This window comes from Synechococcus elongatus PCC 11801, from assembly GCF_003846445.2.
GTDB classification, from domain to species: domain Bacteria; phylum Cyanobacteriota; class Cyanobacteriia; order Synechococcales; family Synechococcaceae; genus Synechococcus; species Synechococcus elongatus_A.
Map to the genome: position 1 here is coordinate 1,686,929 of NZ_CP030139.2, position 24,815 is coordinate 1,711,743.

At 55.6% G+C, this 24,815-nt stretch carries 22 protein-coding genes, 1 tRNA gene and 1 pseudogene; 13 read left to right on the top strand and 11 right to left on the bottom strand.

Translation table 11 applies throughout. From position 1 onward, the window contains the following. Nucleotides 1-97: 97 nt before the first annotated feature. Together DOP62_RS08260 and cysE are read left to right on the top strand one after the other, a co-directional pair. Nucleotides 98-622 (top strand): redox protein, encoded by a 525-nt coding sequence (locus DOP62_RS08260; RefSeq protein WP_208675688.1) that lies wholly within the window; start codon nt 98-100, stop codon nt 620-622. A 60-nt stretch (nt 623-682) separates the two neighbouring features. After that, nucleotides 683-1,289 (top strand): annotated as a pseudogene (gene cysE / locus DOP62_RS08265) (serine O-acetyltransferase); the annotation flags it as partial. A 140-nt stretch (nt 1,290-1,429) separates the two neighbouring features. Here the strand turns inward: cysE and DOP62_RS08270 are convergent. The 5 genes from DOP62_RS08270 to DOP62_RS08290 all read right to left on the bottom strand — a co-directional run bounded on the left by DOP62_RS08270 (nt 1,430) and on the right by DOP62_RS08290 (nt 6,870). Then, complete coding sequence (locus DOP62_RS08270) at nt 1,430-2,347, bottom strand: FTR1 family iron permease (RefSeq protein ID WP_208675684.1); 918 nt, start codon at nt 2,345-2,347, stop codon at nt 1,430-1,432. Between the two features lie 80 nt (nt 2,348-2,427). After that, nucleotides 2,428-3,288: a hypothetical protein gene (locus tag DOP62_RS08275; protein ID WP_208675682.1), complete on the bottom strand. Its 861-nt coding sequence runs from the start codon at nt 3,286-3,288 to the stop codon at nt 2,428-2,430. 23 nt (nt 3,289-3,311) lie between these two features. Further along, nucleotides 3,312-5,219, bottom strand: a complete 1,908-nt coding sequence (mnmG, locus tag DOP62_RS08280; RefSeq protein ID WP_208675679.1) for a tRNA uridine-5-carboxymethylaminomethyl(34) synthesis enzyme MnmG — start codon at nt 5,217-5,219, stop codon at nt 3,312-3,314. A gap of 46 nt (nt 5,220-5,265) precedes the next feature. Continuing rightward, a complete protein-coding gene (locus DOP62_RS08285) occupies nt 5,266-6,069 on the bottom strand; it encodes a hypothetical protein (protein WP_208675677.1) in 804 nt (267 codons plus the stop codon). 93 nt (nt 6,070-6,162) lie between these two features. Continuing rightward, a complete protein-coding gene (locus tag DOP62_RS08290; protein WP_208676864.1) occupies nt 6,163-6,870 on the bottom strand; it encodes a response regulator transcription factor in 708 nt (235 codons plus the stop codon). Nucleotides 6,871-7,132: 262 nt separating this feature from the next. Here DOP62_RS08290 and DOP62_RS08295 point away from each other — a divergent pair, with 262 nt between their 5' ends. Continuing rightward, complete coding sequence (locus DOP62_RS08295) at nt 7,133-7,384, top strand: DUF6761 family protein (RefSeq protein ID WP_208675675.1); 252 nt, start codon at nt 7,133-7,135, stop codon at nt 7,382-7,384. Between the two features lie 73 nt (nt 7,385-7,457). Here DOP62_RS08295 and DOP62_RS08300 read toward each other — a convergent pair whose 3' ends face one another. Further along, nucleotides 7,458-7,946 carry an SgcJ/EcaC family oxidoreductase gene (locus tag DOP62_RS08300; RefSeq protein ID WP_208675673.1) on the bottom strand — a complete coding sequence of 163 codons (489 nt, stop codon included), beginning with the start codon at nt 7,944-7,946 and terminating at the stop codon, nt 7,458-7,460. Between the two features lie 164 nt (nt 7,947-8,110). On the opposite strand from DOP62_RS08300, the gene DOP62_RS08305 reads away from it, so the two are divergent. The 4 genes from DOP62_RS08305 to DOP62_RS08320 all read left to right on the top strand — a co-directional run bounded on the left by DOP62_RS08305 (nt 8,111) and on the right by DOP62_RS08320 (nt 12,950). Beyond that, nucleotides 8,111-8,809: an N-acetylmannosamine-6-phosphate 2-epimerase gene (locus DOP62_RS08305; protein ID WP_208675671.1), complete on the top strand. Its 699-nt coding sequence runs from the start codon at nt 8,111-8,113 to the stop codon at nt 8,807-8,809. Between the two features lie 96 nt (nt 8,810-8,905). Beyond that, the gene (gene metK, locus DOP62_RS08310) at nt 8,906-10,159 is read left to right on the top strand and encodes a methionine adenosyltransferase (protein WP_208675669.1); all 1,254 of its coding nucleotides are present in this window, start codon (nt 8,906-8,908) and stop codon (nt 10,157-10,159) included. A gap of 11 nt (nt 10,160-10,170) precedes the next feature. Beyond that, complete coding sequence (locus DOP62_RS08315) at nt 10,171-11,439, top strand: FGGY-family carbohydrate kinase (protein ID WP_208675668.1); 1,269 nt, start codon at nt 10,171-10,173, stop codon at nt 11,437-11,439. 122 nt (nt 11,440-11,561) lie between these two features. Next, nucleotides 11,562-12,950, top strand: coding sequence for an agmatine deiminase family protein (locus tag DOP62_RS08320; protein WP_208675666.1), 1,389 nt, complete (start codon nt 11,562-11,564; stop codon nt 12,948-12,950). 63 nt (nt 12,951-13,013) lie between these two features. Here DOP62_RS08320 and DOP62_RS08325 read toward each other — a convergent pair. The 5 genes from DOP62_RS08325 to DOP62_RS08345 form a co-directional block, all read right to left on the bottom strand. Continuing rightward, nucleotides 13,014-13,100, bottom strand: a tRNA-Ser gene (locus DOP62_RS08325). Between the two features lie 37 nt (nt 13,101-13,137). Continuing rightward, nucleotides 13,138-15,312 carry a ComEC/Rec2 family competence protein gene (locus DOP62_RS08330; RefSeq protein ID WP_208675663.1) on the bottom strand — a complete coding sequence of 725 codons (2,175 nt, stop codon included), beginning with the start codon at nt 15,310-15,312 and terminating at the stop codon, nt 13,138-13,140. Nucleotides 15,313-15,377: 65 nt separating this feature from the next. After that, entirely contained in the window at nt 15,378-16,256 is an 879-nt protein-coding gene (gene glyQ / locus DOP62_RS08335) for a glycine--tRNA ligase subunit alpha (protein ID WP_208675661.1), read from the bottom strand. A 102-nt stretch (nt 16,257-16,358) separates the two neighbouring features. After that, nucleotides 16,359-17,309, bottom strand: coding sequence for a DUF4335 domain-containing protein (locus DOP62_RS08340; RefSeq protein WP_208675660.1), 951 nt, complete (start codon nt 17,307-17,309; stop codon nt 16,359-16,361). A gap of 6 nt (nt 17,310-17,315) precedes the next feature. Next, complete coding sequence (locus DOP62_RS08345) at nt 17,316-18,002, bottom strand: DUF3038 domain-containing protein (RefSeq protein WP_228383202.1); 687 nt, start codon at nt 18,000-18,002, stop codon at nt 17,316-17,318. Nucleotides 18,003-18,109: 107 nt separating this feature from the next. Between DOP62_RS08345 and DOP62_RS08350 the strand changes: the two genes are divergently transcribed. The 6 genes from DOP62_RS08350 to DOP62_RS08375 all read left to right on the top strand — a co-directional run bounded on the left by DOP62_RS08350 (nt 18,110) and on the right by DOP62_RS08375 (nt 24,789). After that, the gene (locus DOP62_RS08350; protein WP_208675659.1) at nt 18,110-18,625 is read left to right on the top strand and encodes an adenine phosphoribosyltransferase; all 516 of its coding nucleotides are present in this window, start codon (nt 18,110-18,112) and stop codon (nt 18,623-18,625) included. 3 nt (nt 18,626-18,628) lie between these two features. Further along, a complete protein-coding gene (locus tag DOP62_RS08355) occupies nt 18,629-19,624 on the top strand; it encodes an ABC transporter permease (RefSeq protein ID WP_208675658.1) in 996 nt (331 codons plus the stop codon). A gap of 154 nt (nt 19,625-19,778) precedes the next feature. Next, the gene (gene pilM, locus DOP62_RS08360) at nt 19,779-20,858 is read left to right on the top strand and encodes a type IV pilus biogenesis protein PilM (protein ID WP_338437778.1); all 1,080 of its coding nucleotides are present in this window, start codon (nt 19,779-19,781) and stop codon (nt 20,856-20,858) included. A 2-nt stretch (nt 20,859-20,860) separates the two neighbouring features. Beyond that, nucleotides 20,861-21,583 carry a PilN domain-containing protein gene (locus DOP62_RS08365; protein WP_208675657.1) on the top strand — a complete coding sequence of 241 codons (723 nt, stop codon included), beginning with the start codon at nt 20,861-20,863 and terminating at the stop codon, nt 21,581-21,583. Next, on the top strand, nt 21,580-22,392 hold the full coding sequence (locus tag DOP62_RS08370) for a pilus assembly protein PilO (RefSeq protein WP_208675656.1): 813 nt from the start codon (nt 21,580-21,582) through the stop codon (nt 22,390-22,392). The genes DOP62_RS08365 and DOP62_RS08370 overlap by 4 nt, the downstream gene beginning before the upstream one ends. A gap of 63 nt (nt 22,393-22,455) precedes the next feature. Continuing rightward, nucleotides 22,456-24,789 carry a secretin N-terminal domain-containing protein gene (locus DOP62_RS08375; RefSeq protein WP_261789994.1) on the top strand — a complete coding sequence of 778 codons (2,334 nt, stop codon included), beginning with the start codon at nt 22,456-22,458 and terminating at the stop codon, nt 24,787-24,789. Nucleotides 24,790-24,815: the final 26 nt, after the last annotated feature.

Consider the following 24,815-nt stretch of genomic DNA (forward strand, 5'->3'; position numbering starts at 1 on the left):
ATTTTGCGAATGGATAGCCTGTTGCAGCCGTTTTGATTCCCTGAGATCGGCCTTCTAAGGTGCTGTTTATCCACCCAGGGGCCTTGAGATTACCGTTATGTATGAACTAATCAGCTACGAAAGATTCCGCGACACACCCAGCGTTCGCTTCTTTGATGTCACGGTACCCGAGTCCAATATTCGTGACTTAGTCTTCCATGAAGGACCCGCTGTCAGTCCCAATAACGACGAGCAAGGCAACTGGCAGTTTTATCTCCATCCCAACCAAGAAGACAATCTCTTGGCGCTGACCGGCGGCCGGACTTTCTTTTTAGTCAACTTTGCGTGGGAACAGCCGTTTCACGTGGTGCGCCTCGAAGCGGGCAAAGAAATCCTGCGCTTACCACCGGGCACCTTCCATCGCTCTGTGTCCGATCCCGATGGTTCTCTGGTCTTGAACCAAGGTGTGCGGACGGCCCAAGCTAGCATCAGCAGCGAATTTCGGGTCTACAACAGTGCTGAAATTCCTCGCTTGCAGCGCTTGCTCGCCCAAGTTCAGCAACCTGTGGAAACCGCCCCTGCGATCGCGCCTCGGGCTGAAGTGACCGAGCTGCACAACCATTCCCAATACTTAGCCGCCTAGACCAACAGTCCAGAACAGGCTATGTCAGCATAGAGGGAATTGTTTATCCTGCTGCCACCCGTGTTTAAAACGCTGGCTGCCGATTTCCGAATTATTTTCGAACGGGATCCTGCTGCCCGCAACGGGCTGGAAGTCCTGCTGTGTTACCCCGGATTTCAGGCGCTGGTCTGCCATCGGGTGGCCCACTGGCTCTATCAGCAGCGTTTGCCGGTGATTCCGCGTCTCCTGTCGCATCTCAGTCGCTTGCTGACTGGGGTGGAAATTCACCCTGGTGCTCGCCTCGGTCAAGGCATTTTCATCGACCACGGCATGGGCGTGGTGATTGGCGAAACGGCGATCGTCGGCGACTACTGCCTGATCTATCAGGGTGTGACCCTTGGCGGCACAGGCAAACAGAGTGGTAAACGTCACCCAACGCTGGCTAATAACGTTGTGGTCGGTGCGGGAGCCAAGGTGCTCGGCAATATCCAAATTGGTGAGAACGTCCGCATCGGTGCCGGTTCTGTGGTGCTGCGAGATGTCCCCTCGGATTGCACGGTGGTCGGTATTCCTGGACGGGTGATCTATCGGTCTGGCGTGCGCGTCGATCCGCTGGATCACAGCCAAATGCCCGACTCGGAAGCGCGCGTGATTCGGATGCTGCTCGATCGCATCGAAGCCTTGGAAGACCGGCTCGAAGGCCTCGATCTCAACCCATCTGAGCATGGGGAACTCACACCCGTGGGCGATCGCTGCCAACTGCGCGATCGCGCGATCGAAGAGTTTTTGGACGGCGCGGGCATCTAAGCCCGAGTCAACTCAACTCCGTTAGGATTCCTGCGTGGCAGGTGTTTTAGGGAGTTGGGGCGATTGCAGGCTGCGGAAGTAGAGGCCACCCACACTAATCCAAAAGACAACGTAGGCGATCGCTGGAATCAAAAAGAAGCGATCGCTGTAGCCCGCAATCAGCTTGAGGAACAGTCCTGGGAATTGGCGATCGGGCAAGAGCGCTTGCAGATCCCAAAGTTGCGGCCCCAACAAGCAGGACGCCGTGCTCTGGCAAAGCCCCCAGCGACCCTGACTGAGTTGCTCTAGCAGCCCTAAACCGGCATCGAGTTTACGAAGTGCCGTCAGCAGCAACCCGCCCGTGATCATGAGCAGCAGCACACCCATTACCTGAAAGAAGCGACGCAGATTGAGTCGGATGCTGCCCCGAAAAATGGCCCAGCCCAAGAGGCCAGCGCCACTGAGACCCGTTATTGCCCCCAGACTGGGCAGCCAACCCCGTTGCCCTTGGGTCAGCAGGAAGATCACCGTCTCGAAGCCCTCGCGCAGGACCGCAGCAAAGACAATGCCAAAAACCGCACGATCACTACCGGCTTGAATTGCCTGCCGCACCCCTTGCTCCACCTCGGACTTCAGCGATCGCGATTGCCGAGTCATCCAAATCAGCATCCAACTGAGCAAACCAACCGCGATCGCACAGAGCAAGGCTTCTAGGAGTAAGCGCAGCGCCGGTGCGTAGTAAAACTGAGCGGCACTCAGGGTGCCTAAGGCGTTGCCCAGCAGCAGCCCCAGCAACAAACTGGCGAGCAACCCCGCCAGTAGCCCGAGATAAACCCAGCGATTCAAGTCGCGGCGATCGGCTTTGGCCAAGCAGGCTAAGACAATGCCCACCACGAGCGCCGCTTCAAATCCCTCGCGCAGGGTGATCAAAAAGCTTGGCAGCGCAGTCGTCCAGTTCATGGCTTGCAAGAGGCAGCACAGACAGCGATCGCAGGGTAACACTCCCGCCCGATCGCTCGAGGTGTTCGCAAAACGCAGCCCTAGAACGAACCGCCAATCGGAATTGTCTGCTGACTACCACCGCGTCCCAGCGTCACACTTTGGCTGGTGATCTGCTTGACGACGTAGCCATCGCCGAGGCTCTGACCCACGCTGACCTGTTGGCTAGCGCCGTTGATTGTGAACAGGGCAGTCGAGCGATCGCCGAGGTCAATGACGCCGTTCAGGGTGCGACCTGCTGCCACAGGAGCAGTGCTGGGTGGTGTCGGGGGTGGACTCACAGAGTTACCGCCCCCAGTGCTGACCGGCGGGGCCGGTAATAGCGGTGGCGGAGGTGGGAGCGTACCTACAGAAGTCGGCGCGACCGTTAAGGGGGCAGGCGGAGGCAAAGTCCCTGTCACACCACTGGGCGGGGGTGGGGGCAAGAGACCAGCCAAGGACGGTACAGAGGCAGCAGGATTGGCAGCTGTCGCCGTTTCCGAGGTGGGATCAGCGTCCAGTAAATCCAAGCTGCGACTGAGGTAAGTAGCAAACTCTTGATTTTCACCTGAGGCCACTTGAGCCGTTTGTTGTTGCCACTGCCGCAGATTCCAAAAACTCAAGCCGGCGGCTACTAAGAGGGCAAACGCAGCAAAGGCTAACCGCCAGCGATCGCGACTCGCGTCTTCTTCAGGCTGAGTCATCACCGTCGCAGGCGGGACAGGCGGCGGCGCATAGACCACCAATGTCGGGCTGGCTGTGCGTGAAGTCAGCCAGAGATTACGCTGCTCACTGTTCAAGCCCAGCCGTTCAAAAACCGCATCGATCGTCTGATCGACCGTCGCCTCCAAATCGGTTGGCAGCACCGGTACGGCAGTGACCGTTTTGGCCTCTGTTGGTTCTGTCGGCTGCCCAGCAGTCATGGCACTCTGCAATCAAGTCGGCCTTATCGTACCAAGGCAGTCTCAACTTGGCTGCGTTGACGCTCTTGAACCTCTAACCAAATCAGCAGCGCGTTGATATCGGCAGGATTGACGCCGCCAATCCGACTGGCCTGTCCCAAGGTCAGTGGCCGGAATCGCGCTAGTTTTTCCCGTGCCTCTAAACGCATCGAGGTAATAGCGTTGTAGTCCAGATCGACTGGCAGCGCCCGTTGGCTCTGGCGCACCACTTGATCCACTTGGGCTTGCTGGCGTTGTAGGTAACCGGCGTACTTGATCGCAATTTCAGCCCCTTCTTTTTCAGCGATCGCCAAACTTGGATCCCCGAGTCCGTGCGCTTCTAAATCGGCGTAGTGGAAGTTGGGGCGGCGTAACAGCTCTGCCAGCGTGGCTGAACCTTTGATAGGGGCTTGAGTTTGCTGCGCGATCGCCTGTCCCACGGGGTCATGCTCTTTAACCCGCTGTTGATTGAGGCGGGTTTTCTCCGCTGCAATCCGAGCTTGTTTTTGCTCAAACAGCGCCCAGCGGCGATCGTCGATCAGGCCAATTTCGCGACCCAGTGGCGTCATGCGCTGATCGGCATTGTCTGCCCGCAGCAGCAGCCGATATTCACTGCGGCTGGTCAGCACTCGATAGGGTTCGCGCAGATCCTTTGTGCAAAGGTCATCGATCAAGGTACCGATGTAGCTGCCTTCCCGTGGGAAGACGATCGCATCCTGATTGCGCACAAAGCGAGCAGCATTAATCCCCGCCACAATGCCTTGAGCAGCCGCTTCCTCATAGCCTGTGGTGCCGTTGAGTTGACCCGCGCTGAACAGTCCTTCGACCCGCCGCGTCATCAAGGTCGGCAGGCACTGAGTCGCCGGCAAGTAGTCATACTCAACCGCGTAGGCAGGGCGCAGCATCACGCAGTCTTCTAGCCCCGGCAGCGTTTGCAGCAACGCTAGCTGCAAATCCTCTGGCAGTCCGGTCGAGAAGCCTTGGATGTACAGCTCGGGAATATCGCGGCCTTCCGGCTCAATAAAGATTTGGTGGGATTCTTTATCGGCAAAACGAACAATTTTGTCTTCGATGCTGGGGCAATAGCGCGGCCCTTTGGCATCGATATAGCCACCATAAACCGGTGTCAGGTGCAGGTTGTCGCGGATTAATTTGTGAGTTTCAGCAGTCGTACGAGTCAAATAGCAGGGCAGTTGCTCACGCTCCACCCACGCTTCGGGATCGAAGCTGAACCAGCGAACTTCTGCATCCCCTGGTTGGGGTTCCAAGCGGCTGTAGTCCACCGATCGCTTATCGACGCGGGCAGGCGTTCCCGTTTTGAGGCGATCGGTTTCAAAGCCCAGTCGCTGCAGTGTTTCTGTCAGGCCAACCGCAGCAAATTCACCAGCCCGACCGGCAGGCATCGACTTGTTGCCAACCCAAATGCAGCCCCCGAGGAAAGTGCCCGTGGTCAGAATCACTGCCTTAGCACGGAATGTAGAGCCAAAGTAGGTTTCTACACCTTGGACTTCGTCATTTGACCCAATCAGCAGATCCGTGACCATGCCTTCGCGTAGGCGCAGGTTTGGTTGCTGCTCCAACACCTGCTTGATCACTGCCGCGTATTCGCGCTTGTCGGTTTGCGCCCGTAACGCCCAAACAGCCGGTCCCCGCGAGGCATTCAGCACCCGCTTTTGCAGATAGGTGCGATCGGCCATTTTGCCGATTTCGCCGCCTAAGGCATCGACTTCATGGGCGAGTTGCGATTTGGCTGGCCCACCCACCGCTGGGTTGCAGGGTTGCCAGCCAATGCGATCGAGGTTGAGGGTCAGCAATAGGGTTTGACAGCCCAGCCGTGCCGCTGCCAAGGCTGCCTCACAACCAGCATGGCCCGCGCCAATAACAATGACGTCGAATTCTTCAGAGTGGGGCACGCGATCGCAATAGAAGTCAGCTTTCTCATTCTAAGAAAGCAGTTCGCTAAACCTCTGCAGATGCAGACTCCAAGCCAACCTGATCGGAATAGGCGACCGCGATCGCGCAAAGCGTCACAGGAATCGTGACCAGCAGGCCCACACAGCAAGCGAGAAAACCAAGGACATTGATGGCACTGAGCAAAACTAGAAAGCCAAAGGCAGACCACCAACGCGGGGCAATGACTTGACGGCTCAGCTCCAACGCATTGAACACACTAATCTGGCGATCGAGGACGATCGGGGTCACGAACAAATAGCTCACGCCGATATAGGTCGCAGCCGCGATCGCCAGCAAAACACCCACGATCGCAATGCCCACCAATCCTTCTACTGGCGTTCCAGCTTGATTGAGCAAAAAGGCGACTGCCCCGAACACGAGCGCGATCACGAAGACGACGATAAAGATAATGAAGCCGATTAAAAAGCTGGTCAGGACCAAGGGCCAAAAGCGCCGAAAGCCCTTGAAGAAATCACTGAACTCCGGGGTTTGGTGCTGAAGCTGCAGGAGGGCAGCAACCATAGGTCCTGCACCCAAGGGCGTTCCCACCAGCCAGGAGATCAGATTGAAGGGCAGATCAACCAGTTGAGGCACCCACTCTGGGCACTCATCCACTGAGGCCACGATCGTTAAACAAGCAGCGATCTGGAGCAGGCTTGAGGCCATGCCCAAAATGAAACCAAAGGCAAACAGCACCAGACCAAAAGGCACATAGAGCTGCCAGTTCTGGCGAAACAGCTGCCAGCCTCGCTCAAGGTACAGACTCGGCTCAAATGGGCGATCGCGGCCAACGGGAAGTGGGGAGACCATCACCTTTTTCTCTGAGGAAGATTTTTACAGGGTGCCCCAGGTAAGCGGGTTTGGCGATCGTTTATCAATGGGCACTGGTGCCAAAGCAGCGCTTCAAGAGACTGCAAGACGGGTCGGCGCAAGATCCGGGGCAAAGCGATAGCCAACATTACGTACGGTTTGCAGCAGTTGGGGCGCTTGAGGGTTTTGTTCGAGTTTTTTGCGCAGCGACAGGATGTGTGTATCCACCGTGCGGGGGTTATCGATCGCATTTGGCCAAGCACGCCGCAACAAATCTGAGCGACTGAGGGGCTGGCCTTGCGCTTGCACCAAGACGTAAAGCAAGCTGAATTCCTGCGGGGTCAGATCGATCGCACGACCACGATGCTCGACGCGGCGCTGCACCAAATCGACAACCAGCTCTCCAAACTCCAGCCGACTGACGGGCTGAGGGCGCTGACGGCGTAATAGGGCTTGAACCCGTGCCAGAAATTCCTGCAAGCCAAAGGGCTTCTTGAGATAGTCATCCGCACCGGCTTGTAGCCCAGCCACTACATCCGCTTCACCGGATCGCGCCGAAATCATCAAGATCAAGGCGTCGAAATCTTGGGCCTGTAGCCAACGACAATACTCCAGGCCACTACCATCTGGCAGATCAATAGCCAGCACAATCAAGTTTGGACATTGCGATCGCAGCAGTTGACGCGCTTCGCTCAGACCCGCTGCTAGCGCTACTTCGAGCCCCAACTGACTCAGATGCCAGCGCAACAGCGATCGCAGCTGGGGATTACCTTCAATGACATGGACGATCGCTGCCGTCACATTGATCGATCCCTTGTGAATCGTCAAATTACAGTAACAAGTTCGCACTCGTTGCTTCTGTATTCGCCTTTACGGGCTAGTTTCCAGAAATGGCTTGTCTTCTTAGGAACCGCGATCGCGGTCGAAGCTGTCTATGATCGAGAAGCAATCTTTAACCTCTTCTTCCAAATCTGAGCCCCTAGTCTTTGGCAAGCTCAAGAAAAGATGAGAGGCCCGACCACTCAAGGTTCGCTACTCCATTGACGGTGCAGAGAGGAGCACAATGTTGCAGGATACAGATACCGTTCGCCACTATCAGCGACTGACCGATGCCATGGTGCAGCTGTGGGAACGCGGTTATCGACCTGATGACATTCGCCTCTACATCGAAGGCTATCTGGCAGCGCTGCGGCAAAACGGCAGCCTTGAAGCTTTTTGGCTGCACCGGCTCGAAGAACAAGTGATTCGCTTCCTCTACGATCCCTCAAACTTTGAGGTCTATCCGTATCCGCAGGCGCAGCGCGATCGCTACTAGGGCAAACTCAATTCTGATAAGGGGCGCAAGCCCCTTGTTTTGTCGGGGGCGATCACTGCCGCTGGTCACTAGGTTATTTCTGGGATGCTGCAGTATCTGGCATCTTCGAAGAATGATGGTGAACAATCAGCCACTTCCCATCGTCTTGACGTTCGTAGATGTAGGTGTAGCGTGCTTGCACTGTCTGAGGTTTGCCATCCGCACCCGTCAGGCTGAAGGTATAGGTGCCGACATCAAAAGCGATATTGCAACCCAGCTTGACAGTCCGCTGATTGATCTGACCTTGAGGACGTAGCTTCAAGAACTCAACAAAATACGCCTGAATTGTCTCTGGACTCGTCTTCGGTTCGTTAGCAACGGTTGCCAAGAGAACGGCATTGGGAGCGTAGTTGCGGGCAACAGCAGCAGGATCAAGGGTTGCTAGCGATTGGTTCCAGCGATCAAACAGCGCGGTGACGTCAGTAGTACTAACCGGTGCGCAGGTCAATGGACTGGCCGGCGGATTGGCCCACGCTGGGGTCACGGTGCCCGCAACAACCAAAGCGGTGAGAAGCCATTTCATGGGCGATCGCTTTCCAAGTTCAATCTAGTCAGACAGCCCTATCTTGGGCGAGGCATGAACACTCCGCTGAACATTCTTAATGTTTTGCAGAAAAACTCAGCATCTCTGAAGAGCATCAACTCAGCCCGCGATAATGCGAAAGCAACGCTTCAGTCTGAGCTGAGATGGATCGACAGCAACAACTTCGCAGCCTGCAGGGTGGTCTAATTGTTTCCTGTCAGGCGCCCGCTGATTCACCCCTGCATCAGCCGGAGATCATTGCTGCGATCGCCGCTGCAGCAGTGCAGAGAGGAGCCATCGGCATTCGCTTGGATACACCCGAACATGTGCGAGCCGTCCGCGATCGTCTACCCGACACGCCGATCATTGGCCTGTGGAAGCGCACCTTTCCTGAGAGTCCGGTCTACATCACGCCACGCTACGCCGAAGCCGAAGCGATCGCAGCTGCCGGAGCTGACATCATTGCCTTGGACTGCACTCTGCGCCCCCGTCCGGACGGCGAAGATTTCCGCCAAATCATTCCACGCATTCAGCAGGAACTGGGCCGCCTCGTGATGGCGGATGTTGACACAATGGAAGCAGCGATCGCGGCTGCCGAAGCCGGAGCCGATCTCATTGGCACGACGCTCTATGGATATACGGAAGCAACACAGGGACAAACACCGCCGGGCTGGGATTTACTAGCGGCAGCTGTCCAGCAACTTCCGAACACACCCATGATCTGCGAGGGCGGAATTGCCAGTGCTCAAGCGGCCCGCCAAGCCTGTGATCGCGGTGCCTTTGCGGTAGTGGTTGGAACAGCAATTACAGGCATTGATTTACAGGTACAGGCGTATGTGGCTGCGCTCAATGCAAGGCTCTAAATTGTCGCTCAGATGATCCTCAAGGGGGGCAGCCCCGCGCTAGACTGCTTTAGCCCTTGGTTGTTGGGCAAGCTTTTTCGGTAAGAGGATCCGTCGTTGACTCGTCGATATCTGTTCACCTCGGAATCGGTGACCGAGGGTCATCCTGACAAAATTTGCGACCAAATTTCAGACACGATTCTCGATGCTTTGCTGACTGAGGATCCCGGTAGTCGCGTTGCTGCAGAGGTGGTGGTTAACACGGGTTTGGTGTTAATTACCGGCGAAGTTTCTACGCAAGCCCAAACCAACCTCATCGATCTGGCCCGTCGCAAAATTGCGGAGATTGGCTACACCGGTGAAGACAGCGGCTTTGGCGCTCACAACTGTACGGTGCTGATTGCCCTGGATAAGCAGTCGCCGGATATTGCCCAAGGTGTTGATACCGCTCAAGAACAGCGCCAAGCTTCGAGCGAAGAGCGCTTTGACAGCATTGGTGCGGGCGACCAAGGCATTATGTTCGGCTATGCCTGCAACGAAACGCCGGAACTGATGCCGCTGCCGATCAGCTTGTCGCACCGCCTAGCGCGGCAGCTGGCAACCGTCCGTCACAATGGGCAGCTCGATTATTTGCGGCCGGACGGCAAAACCCAAGTCACGATCGCCTACGAAGACGGCAAACCGGTTGCGATCGACACCATCCTGATCTCGACTCAGCACCAAGCCACGATCGATGGCATCAGTGAAGAGGGCGCAGTCCAAGAGCGCATCAAAGGCGATCTGTGGGAAAAAGTGGTCCTACCCGTCTTTGGCGATCTGACGATTCAGCCCGATAGTGCGACTCGTTTCTTGGTCAACCCCACCGGCAAGTTCGTGATCGGTGGTCCTCAAGGGGATGCTGGTCTAACCGGTCGCAAGATCATCGTCGACACCTACGGCGGCTACTCTCGCCACGGTGGTGGTGCCTTCTCGGGTAAAGATCCCACCAAAGTTGACCGCAGCGCGGCTTATGCCTGCCGCTACGTCGCCAAAAATATTGTGGCCGCTGGCTTGGCTGAAAAATGCGAAGTCCAGCTGAGCTATGCGATCGGGGTGGCTCGTCCGGTCAGCGTGCTTGTTGAGACCTTCGGCACCGGCAAAGTCGCTGACGAAGTGCTGCTTGACCTTGTGCGCAAGCATTTTGAACTGCGCCCCGCTGGCATCATCGAGCATTTCAACCTGCAACGGTTGCCCGGTGAGCGCGGTGGTCGCTTCTACCAAGAAGTTGCAGCCTACGGCCATTTTGGCCGGACCGATCTCGACTTGCCTTGGGAGCAGACGGATAAAGCCGAGACGCTGCGTCAAGAAGCTCTCGCTACCACCCAAGCCTAGGACGGGTCGCCGTGGTCGTTGCCCTTGGCCTCGACTTCGGTACCTCTGGAGCCCGAGCGATCGCCTGCGACTTTGGCTGCGATCGCTCGGTTTCTGCGTCAGTAGCATTTCCGCAGAACAGCCAAGACTGGCCAACCGTTTGGCGCGAGGCTCTGTGGCAACTGCTCATTGGCATTCCCGCTGACTGGCGATCGCGGATTGAACGAATTGCGATCGATGGCACATCAGGGACAGTATTGCTCTGCGATCGTGCTGGTCAGCCCCAAACCGATCCATTGCTCTACAACCAAGCCTGCCCGATTGATCTGGTGGAGCTGGCGGACTGGGTACCAGCAGATCATGCCGCGCTCAATTCGAGCTCTTCGCTGGCGAAACTAGTTTTTTGGCAGCACCAGTTGGGTGCTTTGCCGAGAGACTGGCAAATCCTGTCGCAGGCAGATTGGCTGGCGATGCAGCTGCATGGCCGCAGCCAGCAAAGCGATTATCACAACGCCCTGAAGCTGGGCTACTTGCCCGATCGCGATCGCTTCAGTGAGACTTTGCTGGATTCAGAGCTAGGCTCGCTCTTACCGGTTGTCCATGAACCAGGAGTTGCGATCGGTTCAATTTTGCCGGCGATCGCCAAAAACCTAGGCTTTCCGTCAGACTGTCAGATTTGCGCGGGCACAACTGATAGCATTGCCGCTTTTCTGGCCAGTGGGGCGCAACAACCTGGTGAAGCCGTGACTTCTCTCGGCTCTACGATCGTTCTGAAATTGCTGAGTCAGGTGGCAGTCAGCGATCGCCAGACCGGTGTATACAGCCATAAACTCGGTGATCTCTGGCTGACCGGTGGCGCTTCCAATTGCGGTGGCGTGACCCTACGACAGTTTTTTACTGATGCGGAGCTGGCGGACCTTAGCCAACAAATCGACCCCACCCAAGCGAGTGGACTTAATTACTATCCGCTACCGAGCAAAGGCGAACGGTTCCCGATCGCAGATCCCGATCGCCAGCCTCACTTAGAACCCCGTCCTGCTCATCCAGTGCAGTTTTTACACGGACTGCTCGAAGGACTCACGCGGGTTGAAGCTTTGGGCTATCAGCGCTTAAAGAACTTGGGTACAACGCCACTTCGACGGATTTGGACAGCGGGCGGCGGCGCCCAAAATCCTGTTTGGCAACAACTTCGTCAGCAGATGATCGGCGTTCCCATTGCGATCGCCCCAAACACCGAAGCGGCCTACGGATCTGCCCGTCTAGCCGCTTTTGGTCTCAATCACTTTCGCGATCAGTGCTAGCTGGCTTTGAATCGCAAGCTAAAGAGAACCTGAATAGTCCCTCTGACTCAGCCCTAGTACTTGCACTCTGAAGTGAACAGTTGTGTCACTGTTCAGGCAAATTAAAGAGGCGATCGCGGCGCATGAATCAGAAGTTGAGCCGGTTCCTCAAATACTCTTGGGGCTATGTTTTGATGGCTTGTTCGCTCGCGATCGCACTAGTGTTCAGCAACCCTGTTAAAGCAAAGTTACCACTAGGCGATCGCCCAACTTGGGGAAATGCTGTCACAGAAACTAGCCCTGCTTACCGGCAAGCACTCAGCCAAGCAAAGACGTTTCGGATGCCGGCTGAGTTTGAACCGATCGCCTCAATCTGGATGGCTTATCCAACCTATGAAAATCGGGAGGGTTATCCATCTCAGGTAGTGCAGGAAGCGATGGTCAAAGCGATCGCACCAACAGTCAAAATTGATTTTCTATTGAATGAATCTGAAGAAGAAGCGATCGTGAATGGTTGGCTCAAAACAGCAGGGATTCCAGCTAGCCAAGTTCGCTATCACGTGGTTCCTCACGAGGACCTTTGGATTCGCGATATGGGCCCGATTTTTGCAGTGAATACGAATCAAACTCAAGTTGTTGATTTTGGCTTCAATGCTTGGAGTTATCTTGCTGCCACTGATCCAGTAGCGATGACTGATGAACAGGTCGATCGCAAGGTGGCTGGCGATCTTGATTTGCCCATTCTTCGCTCGAGCTTAATTAGTGAGGGCGGCAATCGAGAATTTAATGGCAAAGGCACATTGATGCTGACAGAAGCGGTCGAGCTACAGCGCAATCCTGGTCTAACTAAACAAGAGATTGAGACGGAACTAAAACGGGTCTTTAATCTTAAAAAAGTGATTTGGCTGAAGGAAGGTGTCATCGATGACGAACTGTCCTATCGTGGTAAGTTGCCAGATGGGAGTCTGACAGTATTAGCGACCGGTGGCCATATTGATGAATATGCGCGTTTCGTTGATCCCAATACGATTTTATTGGCGGAAGTAACTGCAGAAGAACGAGCGACTGATCCCCTGGCTGCAATCAACTATCAGCGGCTGGAGGAGAATTTGAAAATTCTGCAAGCTGCGACCGATCAGGATGGAAAGCCCTTTCGAATCGTTCGGATTCCTGCGGCTAAGCCCATTCACGTGACCATGACTCAAAAAGATTCCATCTTTCAGGCTCTGCAAGAACTCACGTTTGAAGATAGCACCGTGATTCAAGATGATGATCAGATCAAAACAATTTTGGCCGCTAGCTATCTGAACTTTGTCATCGCCAATGATGTTGTGATTATTCCTAGCTACTGGCAGCCGGGTCGTGATTTGGAATATCAGCAAAAAGACCAAGCTGCTCTAGCTGTCTTTGAGTCAGTCTTTCCTAACAAGAAGATCGTGATGATCAACCCAGAAAACATCAACGCCGGTGGTGGCGGCATGCATTGCATCGTTCAGCAGCAAGCTGTCGTTGATGAAGCGATCACTAAATAATCAACCAACGTCTAGCTAGCAAAGCAGTTAGCAGAAGCTAGCGATCGCTACTGGATTAAAAAACGGAGAGGGTGGGATTCGAACCCACGTCGGCTGTTACCCCGAACCTCATTTCGAGTGAGGCGCATTCGACCACTCTGCCACCTCTCCAGGTGTTTAGCCATCTTACAACCCAACCTCGACGGAATCAAAGCAATCCCGGGCGAGAAGTTTGAGCGATCGCGGATTGTAGGGAGCCATTGGGAGTCCAGCGCCAGGCTTGATGGCGAGTGCGGCCATCGGGTTGTCGCGTGCTGGCGTCACTGGATTGCAGACTGGTGGGAGCCGTACTGCCACTGATCCATCCTTTGATTTGAATTGACGGTAGCCAGCCCCGAGGGAGGCGATCGCTTTCTGACCAGAGCCAAGCTTGGGAGGGTAATGGAGGCAGATCGCGCAGGCTCCAACGATCGCTACCGCGTTGAAACAGCCAGAGCCACTGCTCGCCCTGCCAGCTCAGTTGCCAGAGATTCGGCGTACGGCTGAGCCACTGTAATTTCAGGTTGGGCCACTGAATTGCTTGTCCCGGTTGCAGACTTTGCGAACTGAAAATTTGGCGAATCGGCCATTGATCCTGAACGGTACAGCGATCGCTGAGCTGCAGGACCCAGTCCAGTTGATTGATGCCCTGTTGTTCTAGGTAAGGCTGGAGATCCCAACGTAAGCTGCGATCGCTGGCTCCACAGACCAAGCCCACCTGACCGCGATCGCGCACAACAGCGAGCGGCCCATCACTGCTCAAAAACAGAATTTCCTGCTGGGTCGCTGCTTGGGCCAGTCCTGGCAGCAAGACGATCGCAATCAACGCCACTGCCAGCGATCGCCAACGGCGGCGCAGTCGGGGCCAAGTCAGCAGCAGCGCATAGCTGAGATAGCAGAGCAGCACGACGACCATCGCAATCTGTCCAGTTGCCCAAGTTGCTCCGGGTAGATTGGCGATCGCACTCACGATGCTGATCAGGAGCCAGAGTGGTGCACCAAGCAGCCAAGCTGCAACACTCCCAAGGGGCAGCCAAACCAGCGAGAGTAGACCAGCCCAAACGCCACCAATCCCCAAAATTGCTAAGAGTGGTGTCACCAGCACATTGGCCGGAATTGCGTAGGGAGAGAGGGTGCCAAAGGCGTGCAGTTGCAGCGGTAGCGTCCAGATTGTGGCAGCTAGTGGCACGGCAATCAGGACCGCCAGTCGAGGCGGTAGCCAGTCCAAGCGATCGGTAATCGGTTGCACACTGACGACTAGCCCCAAGGTTGCCAAAAAGCTGAACTGAAAGCCTAGGTCTTCAATCCAGAGCGGTTGCCAGAGCAGCAGCGCAGTTGCCACCAAAAGCAGGGTCGGGAGCGTCTGGGGCGATCGCTGGCGTAGCAGTGCCCAGAGCTGGACTTCGCCCATCAGGAACGCCCGCAACAGCGATGCAGAACTGCCCGCAATACCCAGAAAACTAATCAGGGTGAGAGTGCCGATCGCGGCTTGCCAACGAGGCGAGAGGCTACGGCAGCAAGCTAGGGTCAACCCCAGCAGCAAGGCAACCTGAAAGCCGGAGGCAGCCGTCGCATGGGCCAAGCCACAGCGCAGGAAATCTTCGGGGAGCGTCCCCGGGAGTCGGGCTAAGCCATTGCCAAAGCTCAGGGCGGCTAGGGCTGAACCTTGATCGGAACCTAAGCCTTGTCGGAAGGCAGCCAAGATGCGGCGACGCACCGGCTCGAGGCTCCAGAGCGGCGGATTGTCTTCCTTGAGTAGTTGTCCTCGAAATTCACTGAAAATTGATTGGCGCTGCAGGTAGCGCTGGCGATCGAAACCAGCAGGATTGCGTGGCGCTTGCAGCGATCGCAGCTCTCCTTCGAGAACAACTGTTTGCCCGGGCTGTAGCCCCTCTGCCACGGCAGTTAAGCGAACTGCGACCTGCCCTTGAAGTCCCTGACTTGGAGGGAGTTTCAGGGCTGTTTCAGAAGGATTGGGCGACCAAGTTTGGGCCGTCAGTGTGAAGGATTGGCCTTGGGCTTGCAGGCGGGGGCGATCGCTGATAGTTCCGACTAAAACGCCTGACCCTTGATCAGCCCAGCGGCTGATGTCTGTTGCACTCGGTGTCGGTAAGCGTAGGTAAAACCAAAAGCCGGCGGCGTAAAGCGCGATCGCCGCCCAAAGCCAGATGCGGAACGAGAACCGTCGCTGCCCCGATCGCGGTAAAAGCGGATAGCCTGCGATCGCGATTGCTGCCCAGACTAGGCCGGCAAAGACCCAGCCAACCGGCAATGGTGACTGACTGGCGAGGAAGAAACCCGCGATCGCGAAAGCACAGCAGAGATAGACTGCCGTGGGCGCCATGAATCCATCCACAAACGCTGTTGCTTAGGAAGCCCAGTCCAGTGCAAAGAGTTGCGATCGCCTGCCTATGCGGTGACTTTTTGCAGCAGGGGGAAGCCCAACTGTTCCCGCTGCTCAAGGTACTGCTTGGCCACTTGTCGGGCCATGTTACGAATCCGGCCGATGTAGCGGGTGCGCTCGGTCACGGAGATCAGACCGCGAGCATCCAGCAGGTTAAAGCTGTGGGAGCACTTGAGCACGTAGTCCAAGCTCGGTTGCACCAGCCCCTTCTCAATCAGTTGGGTCGCTTCTTGCTCATAGAGCCCAAACAACTGGAACAGGAGTTCTGGGGTCGAGGCTTCGAAATTATAGGTGCATTGCTCGATCTCACCCTGGAGATGGACATCGCCATAGCTGAGGTGATCAGTCCACTGGATTTCGGTGAAGGCTTCGACGTTTTGCAAATACATTGCCAGCCGTTCCAGCCCGTAGGTGATCTCGATCGATACAGGCCGACAGTCGATGCCACCACACTGCTGGAAGTAGGTGAACTGAGTCACCTCCATACCATCCAGCCAAACTTCCCAGCCAACCCCCCAGGCCCCGAGCGTTGGCGACTCCCAGTTGTCTTCGACAAAGCGAATATCGTGCTCTTCAGGGTGAATGCCCAAGGCCCGCAGCGAATCCAAATAGGTCTCTTGAATGCCTTCCGGCGACGGCTTGATCAGCACTTGGTACTGGTAGTAGTGCTGATAGCGGTTGGGGTTTTCACCATAGCGGCCATCGGTGGGACGACGACAGGGCTCCACATAAGCTACAGCCCATGGTTCTGGCCCGATCGCTCGCAGAAAGGTATGCGGATTCATCGTCCCAGCCCCTTTTTCGGTGTCGTAGGGCTGGGCAATCAGGCAACCGCGATCGGCCCAAAATTGGTTGAGCGTGGCAATGACGGATTGAAAGTTCACGCCGTCCTCTATTCGCTGGGTGAAGTGCTACAGCTTTTCACCGTAGCAGGGTTGCTTGCCATTTCTGGTCCTAAGGATGGTGCTACCTGTTCAGGTAGGTCATTAGTAGCCATCCCAAGGACTGACCTCTAGGCTGCCACCATTAGGGCTGGGCTCGAAGACAACGCGCAGATCTGCTAAAGGCTGGCGATCGCCGGCTGGCAAGGGTTTCAGCAGGGACGCTAAGGGTGTTTGCTGAATGTTCGCTTGGCTATCTTCCGTGCGGTAGCCCACGATTTGTCCCGTTGCAGTCGCGCTGACGCGGTACTCCTCGGTGCGGCTGGGTTCGTACTGCGGGTTGTTATCCCAAGCGGTAGCGATCGCCGCACGACTGGCACGAACTGCTGCCTCTAAAGCGGCTGTGTCCGTAATTTCAGGACTGTCGGCCGGGGGCGTTGTCGTTGCTGGTGGATTGTTGTTTGGGGTCTCTGCGGTCTGTTCTGTCTGCGGCAGGTTTTCTTTGGGCGGCTTGATTTCAGGAATCGGCAACGCAAAGAAGGCTGCCGCCGCGATCGCGAGCCCTGCCAAACCCATAGCGGGCGCTGCAGCCCTTTGCGGCAAGGGCACTAACGGCGGGACATGACGACGGGGCAGCGGGGCGAAGCTGACCTGCAGATCGGGCAGAGCTAAGGGGTCAGCTACCAACTGATCAATCGCATCCAGTAGATCAAACAGCTGCAGGCTGTTGAGCTCTAAAACGACCTGTCCACCGTTCTCCGTACTGATCAGTTGATGGCGATCGCGAGCGAGTGATCGCAACTGCACGAGCTCACGGCTGATAGCACTTTGCGGCCGCGGCAAACCGCTGATCATGCCTTGGGCATAGGCACTGACAACCGCTGTCAGTTGGACCAAGAAATCTTTTCCCCCACGCAAAGCAGGTTGAAGACCGGGAAAGCCACATTCCACCCGCGTCACAATCGTCAAACACTGACTATTGCCTAAGCTGGCGTCCGAGAGACCTTGCACCAGCAAACTGCAATTGGGCAATTGATAGAGCCGCTGAAGTTGCATCGCTGGCTAGACCTCTCCGTCGAATAAGCTGGCCCACAGACGCTTGGCGCCTGCAACACCGGTACAGAACAGCAGTTGCTCTATCAAGCTCAGGGCCAATTGGTCGAAGCCATCACCCTCGGCCAAACTAATCACTGCCGCTCGTTTGGGATTCATTCGAGCTTTGAAGTGGGATCGGAAGCGATCGAGGTAGAAGGCAATTAACGGATCGCTCCGGTAGTCACCGCCTTGCTGATCAATCTGACTGCGAGTCAGCAGGATTTGGCGAATCGGCACCGTTAGACGCTGGGCCAAGTTGCTGATTAAGACAGCGATCGCCTGCGTCTCGGCCTGACTGAGAGACTGACGCTGCGTCAGGCGACGAAGAGGATTCGTGCTGCGCAGCCGCCAAACCTGAACGCGATCGCGCAGAACAGACTCTAGTCCCAGTTCACGGCTCACCCAGAGAATCGCTTCGGGTGCCCCCAGATCGAGCGCTTCGAGGGCGAGGAGCAAAAGGTCGAGGTGCTGCCGGGCTCGACGGGGGCAGTCTTCGGGGATCCCTGTGAGGGTGGGCAGCTGGAGCAAGGCGGCAGGCAAACTTGCTTCGGCTGGTACAGGTGTTGGAGAAATACTGGCAGAGGCGTTCATGCAATCCATCGAGCCTTGAGCGCCCGCACCGCGATCGCTCTTCGCTGCCGATGGTACCAGCACCAGAAACGGGTTTGCGGGCAGACAGTGTTTCAATTTAACACTTCTAGGGTTGCCATCCCGCGAGTAGCAAATGCCACAATGCTGGGGAATGTTGGCGCCACCTCTGCATGGATCTCAAAACCCTGATTCGGGAAATTCCAGATTTTCCTAAGCCCGGCATCCTATTCCGCGACTACACAACAGTTCTCAAAGATCCTCAAGGCTGGCGCTACAGCATCGATCGCCTGACGGAACTGATTGAGCCATTGCAACCCACAGCGATCGTCGGTATTGAGTCACGGGGCTTTATTCTCGGCGCACCTCTGGCCTACCAACTAGGCCTGGGTTTTGTACCGGTTCGCAAACCCGGCAAGTTACCCGCTGATACCCACAGCGTTGAGTACGAGCTGGAATACGGCAGCGATTGCCTTGAAATTCACCAAGATGCTTTGGTTCCCGGTGAACGGGTTGTCGTCGTTGATGACTTGATCGCCACCGGAGGAACAGCAGGTGCAACGGCTAGTTTGATCGATCGCTGCGGCGCGACCCTGGCAGGCTTCGCCTTTGTGATCGAACTCGAAGGACTGAATGGCCGCGATCGCCTACCCGATGTGCCAATCATTAGCCTCGTCAGCTACGACTAACGCATGGGTCGCCGCGCTACGGTCCGGTTTCTGCTGCAACGGCTCCTCCAAGCCCTGCTGACGCTGCTGTTGGCTTCATTCCTCAGTTTTTGCCTGATTCAGCTAGCCCCTGGCGACTACCTCAGTAACCTGCAACAAAATCCGCAGCTTTCCGCCGAACGCATCGAAGAACTCCGCCAGCAATTTGGTCTCGATCGTCCTTGGCTGGAGCAATATGGACGCTGGCTTTGGCAGGTAGTGCGCTACGGCAACTTTGGCAGCAGCTTTGTCTATCAGCGACCCGTGGCTGACCTGCTCTGGGAGCGCGTGCCCAACACCCTGTTATTGGCGATCTGCTCACTGATCACCACTTGGGCAATCGCGCTGCCTTTGGGGATTCAGGCTGCTGTTGCTCAAAATCAGCGGAGCGATCGCATTCTCCAACTGGTCAGCTACCTCGGCCAAGGCACCCCTAGCTTTATCACGGCACTGCTGCTCCTGTTTCTGGCGCAGTTCCTCTCGCCATTCTTGCCAATCGGCGGAATGACCAGTCTCAATTTTGAAGACTTGTCGCCACTACAGAAAGTCGCAGACCTTGGCCGCCATCTGATCCTGCCGGTGACGGCCCTCACGCTCTCGGGGTTTGCCAGTCTGCAGCGCATTAGTCGGGGCGAGATGCTGGACGTTTTGCGTCAAGACTATATCCGCACTGCCCGCGCCAAAGGTTTGCCTGAACAGCGGGTCATCTATGTCCACGCACTCCGCAATGCGATCAATCCCTTGATCACGCTGTTGGGTTTCGAGTTCGCCACGCTGTTAAGTGGTGCCTTTATTGCCGAGTACTTTTTCAATTGGCCAGGCTTGGGGCGACTCATTCTGCAAGCCGTCTTCGCGCAGGATCTCTACCTTGTGATGGCCAGTCTGATGATGGGTGCCGTCATGCTGATTCTGGGCAATCTGCTGGCGGATCTCCTCCTGCGCTGGGTCGATCCCCGCATCCGTCTTGAGGACTTGAATTAAAGATCTCAGACAGTGGGTTGGGCGCGATCGCGGCCCCTTGACTTGATGACTTGAGGTATCAGGGAAAGCGATCGCTCAGGCGCCTAGTTTTTTAGCAAACCATTGGCTACCATTCAGGTGCTTTGACTCTCTGTGCACAAAAAAGGCGCCTCTCGTGGTCGGCATATTTTCTAAGTTTCTTGGTGGGGATAAATCTCGCCTTGGGGTGGAGATCACCCCAGAGCGGATCAACCTTGCCCATATCGGCCGCAAGGGGAACCGGTTGCTGCTGCAGGATTTTGTTTCGGTCGACTTGCCCGATGGTTTGTTCCAAGACGGGCGAGTCATTGACAGCTTTAGCTTGTCCGATTTACTCCGCACTGCTATCAGTGACAACCGCATTAAAACCAAAAAGGTTTCTACGGCAGTCCCCGGGCGTGAGGTGATCACGCGGCTGCTGCCGATGCCAGCTGAGCTGGATGATGCGGAGTTGCACGAGACATTGCTCAATCAAGAAGCAGCGCTGTTTCTGCCCTTCCCCCGTGAAGAAGCTGATATTGACTACCTCAAACTGGATTACTTCCTCGATATTGATGAGGTCGAAAAGCTGCATGTCTTGCTGGTGGCGACCCGGCGACAAGTTACCGACACCTATCTCGATCTCTTTGCCCAAGCGGGTCTAACGCCCGACATCGTGGAAGTTGGGAGCTTCGCACTCATTCGCACCATTCGCGAATCCCTGCGGCAGTACGGTCTTCAAGAAGCCGTCATCCTCCTTAATATCGAATATGACCTCACCGAGATTGTGATCATCGTTGGCGGGGTGCCTCGCTTCAGCCGCACAATCGCCATGGGAACCCAGCAATGGCAACGTGCGGCCGCCCAAGCAGGTCTTGAAAATATCGGCCGCGGCCTTGATTTTCTACAGGGACAAGCACTCTCGCTACTCGAGCCGCCAGCCGATCTCCTCTCGCAAGGTCTAGTGCGATCGGCGGCTGATCTCTGCGACGAAGTGCGGCGATCGGCAGACTTCTATCTCAGTCAAGAAAGTGATATTGAAGTCGCCAAGCTCTACGTAGCCGGCCCCGGTTCTGCCTTGCCAACTTTGCCTGAGTTCTTAGGGCAACGCCTGGGTCTGCCGGTGGAGCTCGTTGATCCGGTGGAAGGACTGGGGCTGGAAGTGCCCGACACGCTCTACTTGCCCAACCGTGCTGACGTGGGTGTGGTACTTGGTTTGGCCACGCGAGGAGTGTAGGGATGTACAGCTTAGATATTAATTTCCTGAAAGAGCGGGTCGCCGCAACCGCGCCGCCCATCACCACCTTTGGAGCTGCTGCAACAGTAACAGCCAGTCCCTCCGAGCGACTCCCTCTTTGGATTGGAGTGGGGGTAGGCTTGCTTCTACCAGCTCTAGCGCTAGCGGTCACAGCCTTGGTGAACAACCGTGTCTCTAGCCTGACCGCAGAAAAAACCAATCTCGAACAGCAAGTTCAGCTCGGGCAGTCGGCTGAAGCCCGTCTCAAAAGCATTCAGACGGAGATTCAGCAAATTAATGCGGATACTGAGTCTCTAATTCAAGTCTTTCCGCAGGTCAAATCGTGGTCAGCAATCCTCACGGACCTGAGCCGGCGCACACCCGTGGTTTTGCAAATCAACAAGATTGAACAGGCTGGCAAGAAAGTGACTTTGCTTGGCAGTTCCTCAAGCTTTGATGCCGTCAATGATCTGCTGCTGACACTGCAACGGTCCCGCTTTTTCACAGCGGCTAGTCTCCGCATTGAGGAGGCCAAGCTGGGGCCAGCGCCCACTGAAAATGAAGGGGAGAATAGCGTCAAAGTCTCGAATGTGAGCTATCGCATCGTGGGTGAGCTCAGCGATGTACCGACGACGGATCTCTTGCAAAATCTCCGTCAGCTTGACGCTCAAGGACTGGCTGATCGCCTGCAAGGACTGTTGAACCAAGGGGTACTGAAGCCATGACTGTGTCTCTCAATAAATTTCCGGAAGATAACCGAGGTGTTGTCGAGAATATTGCTCCGGCTTACCCAACCCTGTTTGGTCTAACCGTTACGCCCGTTGTTGGCGGCATCTTGGCGGCAGTCACCGGTCTATTTGCAGCTAGCTGGATTTACTTGAATCTTGTGCAACCTGCCCAGCAGCAGGCCAATCAGCTCGCTCAAGAAGTCGACGATCTTCGTAACCGCGCCGAACAGCAGGCAGCTAGTCTGCGGCAGATTGGGCTGCAACAGCAACAGCTTGCTAATGCCCGTGCGCAACAACGAGTGGTGCAAAGCTTCTTTGCCTCACCCGCTACCTTGGATACACTACTGCTCGAGATCAATGGTCAGGTCCGCCGAGTGGCTGGACTACAGCTCCAGTCCTACTTACCCAAAGAGTCCTCCATCGTGACGGATGGATCCTTTGGGGAAGGCGTCAATAACAAGCTGAAGCAAACCCCTGTCTTTGTGGAAGTTAGTGGCGGGTTCAATCAGACTGTCGCTCTCCTGCGGGGGCTAGAGCAATTGCAGCCACTGTTATTGGTGCAAGACGTTGTGGTGACGGCGGAGCCAGTGCCCATTGTGGTCACGCCCAAAGGGCAGATTCTGCCGAGACCTGCACCGAAGCTAACGACGCAGTTCAATGTCGTGGCGTTGAGTCCCTTGACGCCCGAGGAACAGAAGAAGGCTGAGGAAGCAGCTGCCGCCGCCGCAGGGAATCAACCCAATCAGGGGGGTGGCAATCAGCCAAACCAAGAGTCTGGCAATGCTGGCAATAACGCCAGCCAGTGAGGAAGATTGCCTGTTGAGGGCGATCGCGAGTGAATTTACGGTGTGGGTGTGAGGGTTCGAACAATGCAAGTTTGGAAAATCTTAGGGAGTGGGGTGGTTCTAGGAACTGCCGCGATCGCGGGGCAGCCAGCACCTCTCTTGGCGCAAACAGCACCAACGATTGCAGCCAATCCGGCAGCAACAGAGGTCAACCGTGTCACGGTGACGCCGACAGCAACCGGCATTAGCCTTTCGTTGAGTACGACAGGCACGCAAGCGCCTCAAGCTTTCTCAACTAATCTCGATAAGGTTTGGGTGACCGACCTGATTGGCGCCCGCCTCAATTTGCCAGAGGGAAAAAGCTTCTCGCAGCCCAGCCCAGCGCCCGGCATTGCCTCGATCGCAGTCTCTCAAGTCAGTGAAAACGGCGTTCGTATTGTCGTTACAGGCAGCGATCGCCCGCCGCTCGTGACCAATAGCAGTCGGAATGGCGGCAGCTTGCAGTTTGAGCTCAGTACGCAAGCATCAGCAGCTCCAGTACTCAGTCCCAGTGCTCCACCCATTGGTTCAGCACCACGGCCCAGCTTACGTCCTCCTGCGCCTCCTCAACGAACCGCACAGGCTACATCACCTGCTCCAATACCGGTGAGTCCTGCTCTACAGCCCCCAGGCCAACCATTAGATCCTCGACAACAGCTCCAGCCAACCCCTTCTCCACTTCCAGGTCAGCTTCCACCGCTCCAACCCCGTGCAGTCGCACCACCCTTGGGTGATATTGCGATTTCCAACACTGTTCCTCAAGGCACAGCAATCACATTCCCTAATGCGCGGCCAGTTCCACGGATTGCGCTGCGGAATGCCTCAGCTCGTGAAGTGCTCAGCATCATTGCCCAGTCTGCAGGATTGAATCTGGTTTACCTCGATAGTGGAGAACCCAGTGCTACAGGGAATCCTCTAGCAACACCTAGCACAAATCCTTCAGGTGGCAACTCAGCATCAAGTAATGAGCCACGAGTGAGTGTTGACCTGCAAAATATTGATGCCCAGTCAGCTTTTAACTACGTTCTGCAAATTGCGGGACTGCAAGCGAGTCGTCAAAATAATGTGATTTTGGTGGGTAGACGCCTTCCACCTGGAGCTGGTGGACTAGTTTCACGCACTTTTCGTCTTAATCAAGCTGTTGCACAGAACGTTGCTGGCTATCTAACAACTCTGGGTGCAAACTCTGTCGTTTCCTTCACTAAGAAAGTTTGTGTACAAGCAGGGACTAGTGATGTAGCGCCCGTTCCTGGAGGCACACCCGGTCAAATTCAAACTCTCAGCCAAGGAACAGCTCAATGCTTTGATGAACCTGAAATTAAGGAGCTCAAAGTTCCGGGTACGCCAGCAGGCCCACTCCCTCTCAAGAACATTTCGATTACAGCTGATATTCGGACGAATAGCCTCTCGATTGTAGGCGACCCTCAGTCAGTGAACTTTGCCACTAGCTTAATTCAACAGCTCGATTTACGGAAACGGCAAGCTTCAGTCAATGTCAAGGTGATTGATCTTGACTTGAATGATTTGAACGCGATCGCATCAAGCTTTTCGTTTGGAGTTGGAAACACATTAGTGTCTGGCAGCGGTGGTTTAAGAACGACTGTCATTGATAATGCTGGCTCGGTAATTCAGCCACCTAATGACAGTGTCTTTAACCCTAGTAACCTGCCAGCGGGCATCAACCCAGCCAATCCCTTAGCAGTACTCCCTAATCAGCTGCCCAATTCTTTTCTCGGCGCTATATCAGCATCGATTATTAATAACAAAACCAAGCTATTGACAGATCCAACTTTAATCATTCAAGAAGGTGAAAAAAGTGAGGTTAAACTGACCAGCCAAGTTATTCAGAAAATTGAATCAGAGACAACAACTAATGGTAGTGGACCGCCAACAGTCAGCCGAACGATTGACTTGGCAGATGTGGGCTTGCAGCTGACGATCAACGTCGAGCGTATTGATGACAATGGCTTTATTACTCTTACAGTCTTGCCCGCAATTTCTTCTCCACAGGATGTGGTTACCTTTGGTGATCCCAACACGAGCGGCGTCTTAACAACACTGATCAAGAAGCGGGAGGTCTCTTCCGGTAAGATTCGTTTGCGAGATGATCAAACCTTAATCCTGTCAGGCATCATCCAAGACGAAGAGCGGGAACGGGTGGCCAAGATTCCCCTATTAGGTGATATTCCCCTGATTGGATCGCTGTTCCGCACGTCCTACACCGATCGCCAGCGACGAGAAGTGGTGGTCGTGATTACGCCCAAAATCTTGGCAGATACCGATGCCACCGTCTTTGGCTATGGCTATCAGCCCAGCCCACCCGCTCAGTCAGTGTTAAACAACACGCTGCAGACCCCAACCGTGGCTCCCTTGCCCTAGAACAGCTTGTTTAGCTGTTCTGACTA

Excerpts from the sequence above, each read along its gene's own strand:
- DOP62_RS08260 (WP_208675688.1), top strand. The coding sequence starts at position 98 with ATGTATGAACTAATCAGCTACGAAAGATTCCGCGACACACCCAGCGTT.
- DOP62_RS08270 (WP_208675684.1), bottom strand. The coding sequence starts at position 2,347 with ATGAACTGGACGACTGCGCTGCCAAGCTTTTTGATCACCCTGCGCGAG.
- DOP62_RS08275 (WP_208675682.1), bottom strand. The coding sequence starts at position 3,288 with ATGACTGCTGGGCAGCCGACAGAACCAACAGAGGCCAAAACGGTCACT.
- DOP62_RS08285 (WP_208675677.1), bottom strand. The coding sequence starts at position 6,069 with ATGGTCTCCCCACTTCCCGTTGGCCGCGATCGCCCATTTGAGCCGAGT.
- DOP62_RS08295 (WP_208675675.1), top strand. The coding sequence starts at position 7,133 with ATGTTGCAGGATACAGATACCGTTCGCCACTATCAGCGACTGACCGAT.
- DOP62_RS08300 (WP_208675673.1), bottom strand. The coding sequence starts at position 7,946 with ATGAAATGGCTTCTCACCGCTTTGGTTGTTGCGGGCACCGTGACCCCA.
- DOP62_RS08305 (WP_208675671.1), top strand. The coding sequence starts at position 8,111 with ATGGATCGACAGCAACAACTTCGCAGCCTGCAGGGTGGTCTAATTGTT.
- DOP62_RS08320 (WP_208675666.1), top strand. The coding sequence starts at position 11,562 with ATGAATCAGAAGTTGAGCCGGTTCCTCAAATACTCTTGGGGCTATGTT.
- DOP62_RS08330 (WP_208675663.1), bottom strand. The coding sequence starts at position 15,312 with ATGGCGCCCACGGCAGTCTATCTCTGCTGTGCTTTCGCGATCGCGGGT.
- DOP62_RS08340 (WP_208675660.1), bottom strand. The coding sequence starts at position 17,309 with ATGCAACTTCAGCGGCTCTATCAATTGCCCAATTGCAGTTTGCTGGTG.
- DOP62_RS08350 (WP_208675659.1), top strand. The coding sequence starts at position 18,110 with ATGGATCTCAAAACCCTGATTCGGGAAATTCCAGATTTTCCTAAGCCC.
- DOP62_RS08355 (WP_208675658.1), top strand. The coding sequence starts at position 18,629 with ATGGGTCGCCGCGCTACGGTCCGGTTTCTGCTGCAACGGCTCCTCCAA.
- DOP62_RS08365 (WP_208675657.1), top strand. The coding sequence starts at position 20,861 with ATGTACAGCTTAGATATTAATTTCCTGAAAGAGCGGGTCGCCGCAACC.
- DOP62_RS08370 (WP_208675656.1), top strand. The coding sequence starts at position 21,580 with ATGACTGTGTCTCTCAATAAATTTCCGGAAGATAACCGAGGTGTTGTC.
- DOP62_RS08375 (WP_261789994.1), top strand. The coding sequence starts at position 22,456 with ATGCAAGTTTGGAAAATCTTAGGGAGTGGGGTGGTTCTAGGAACTGCC.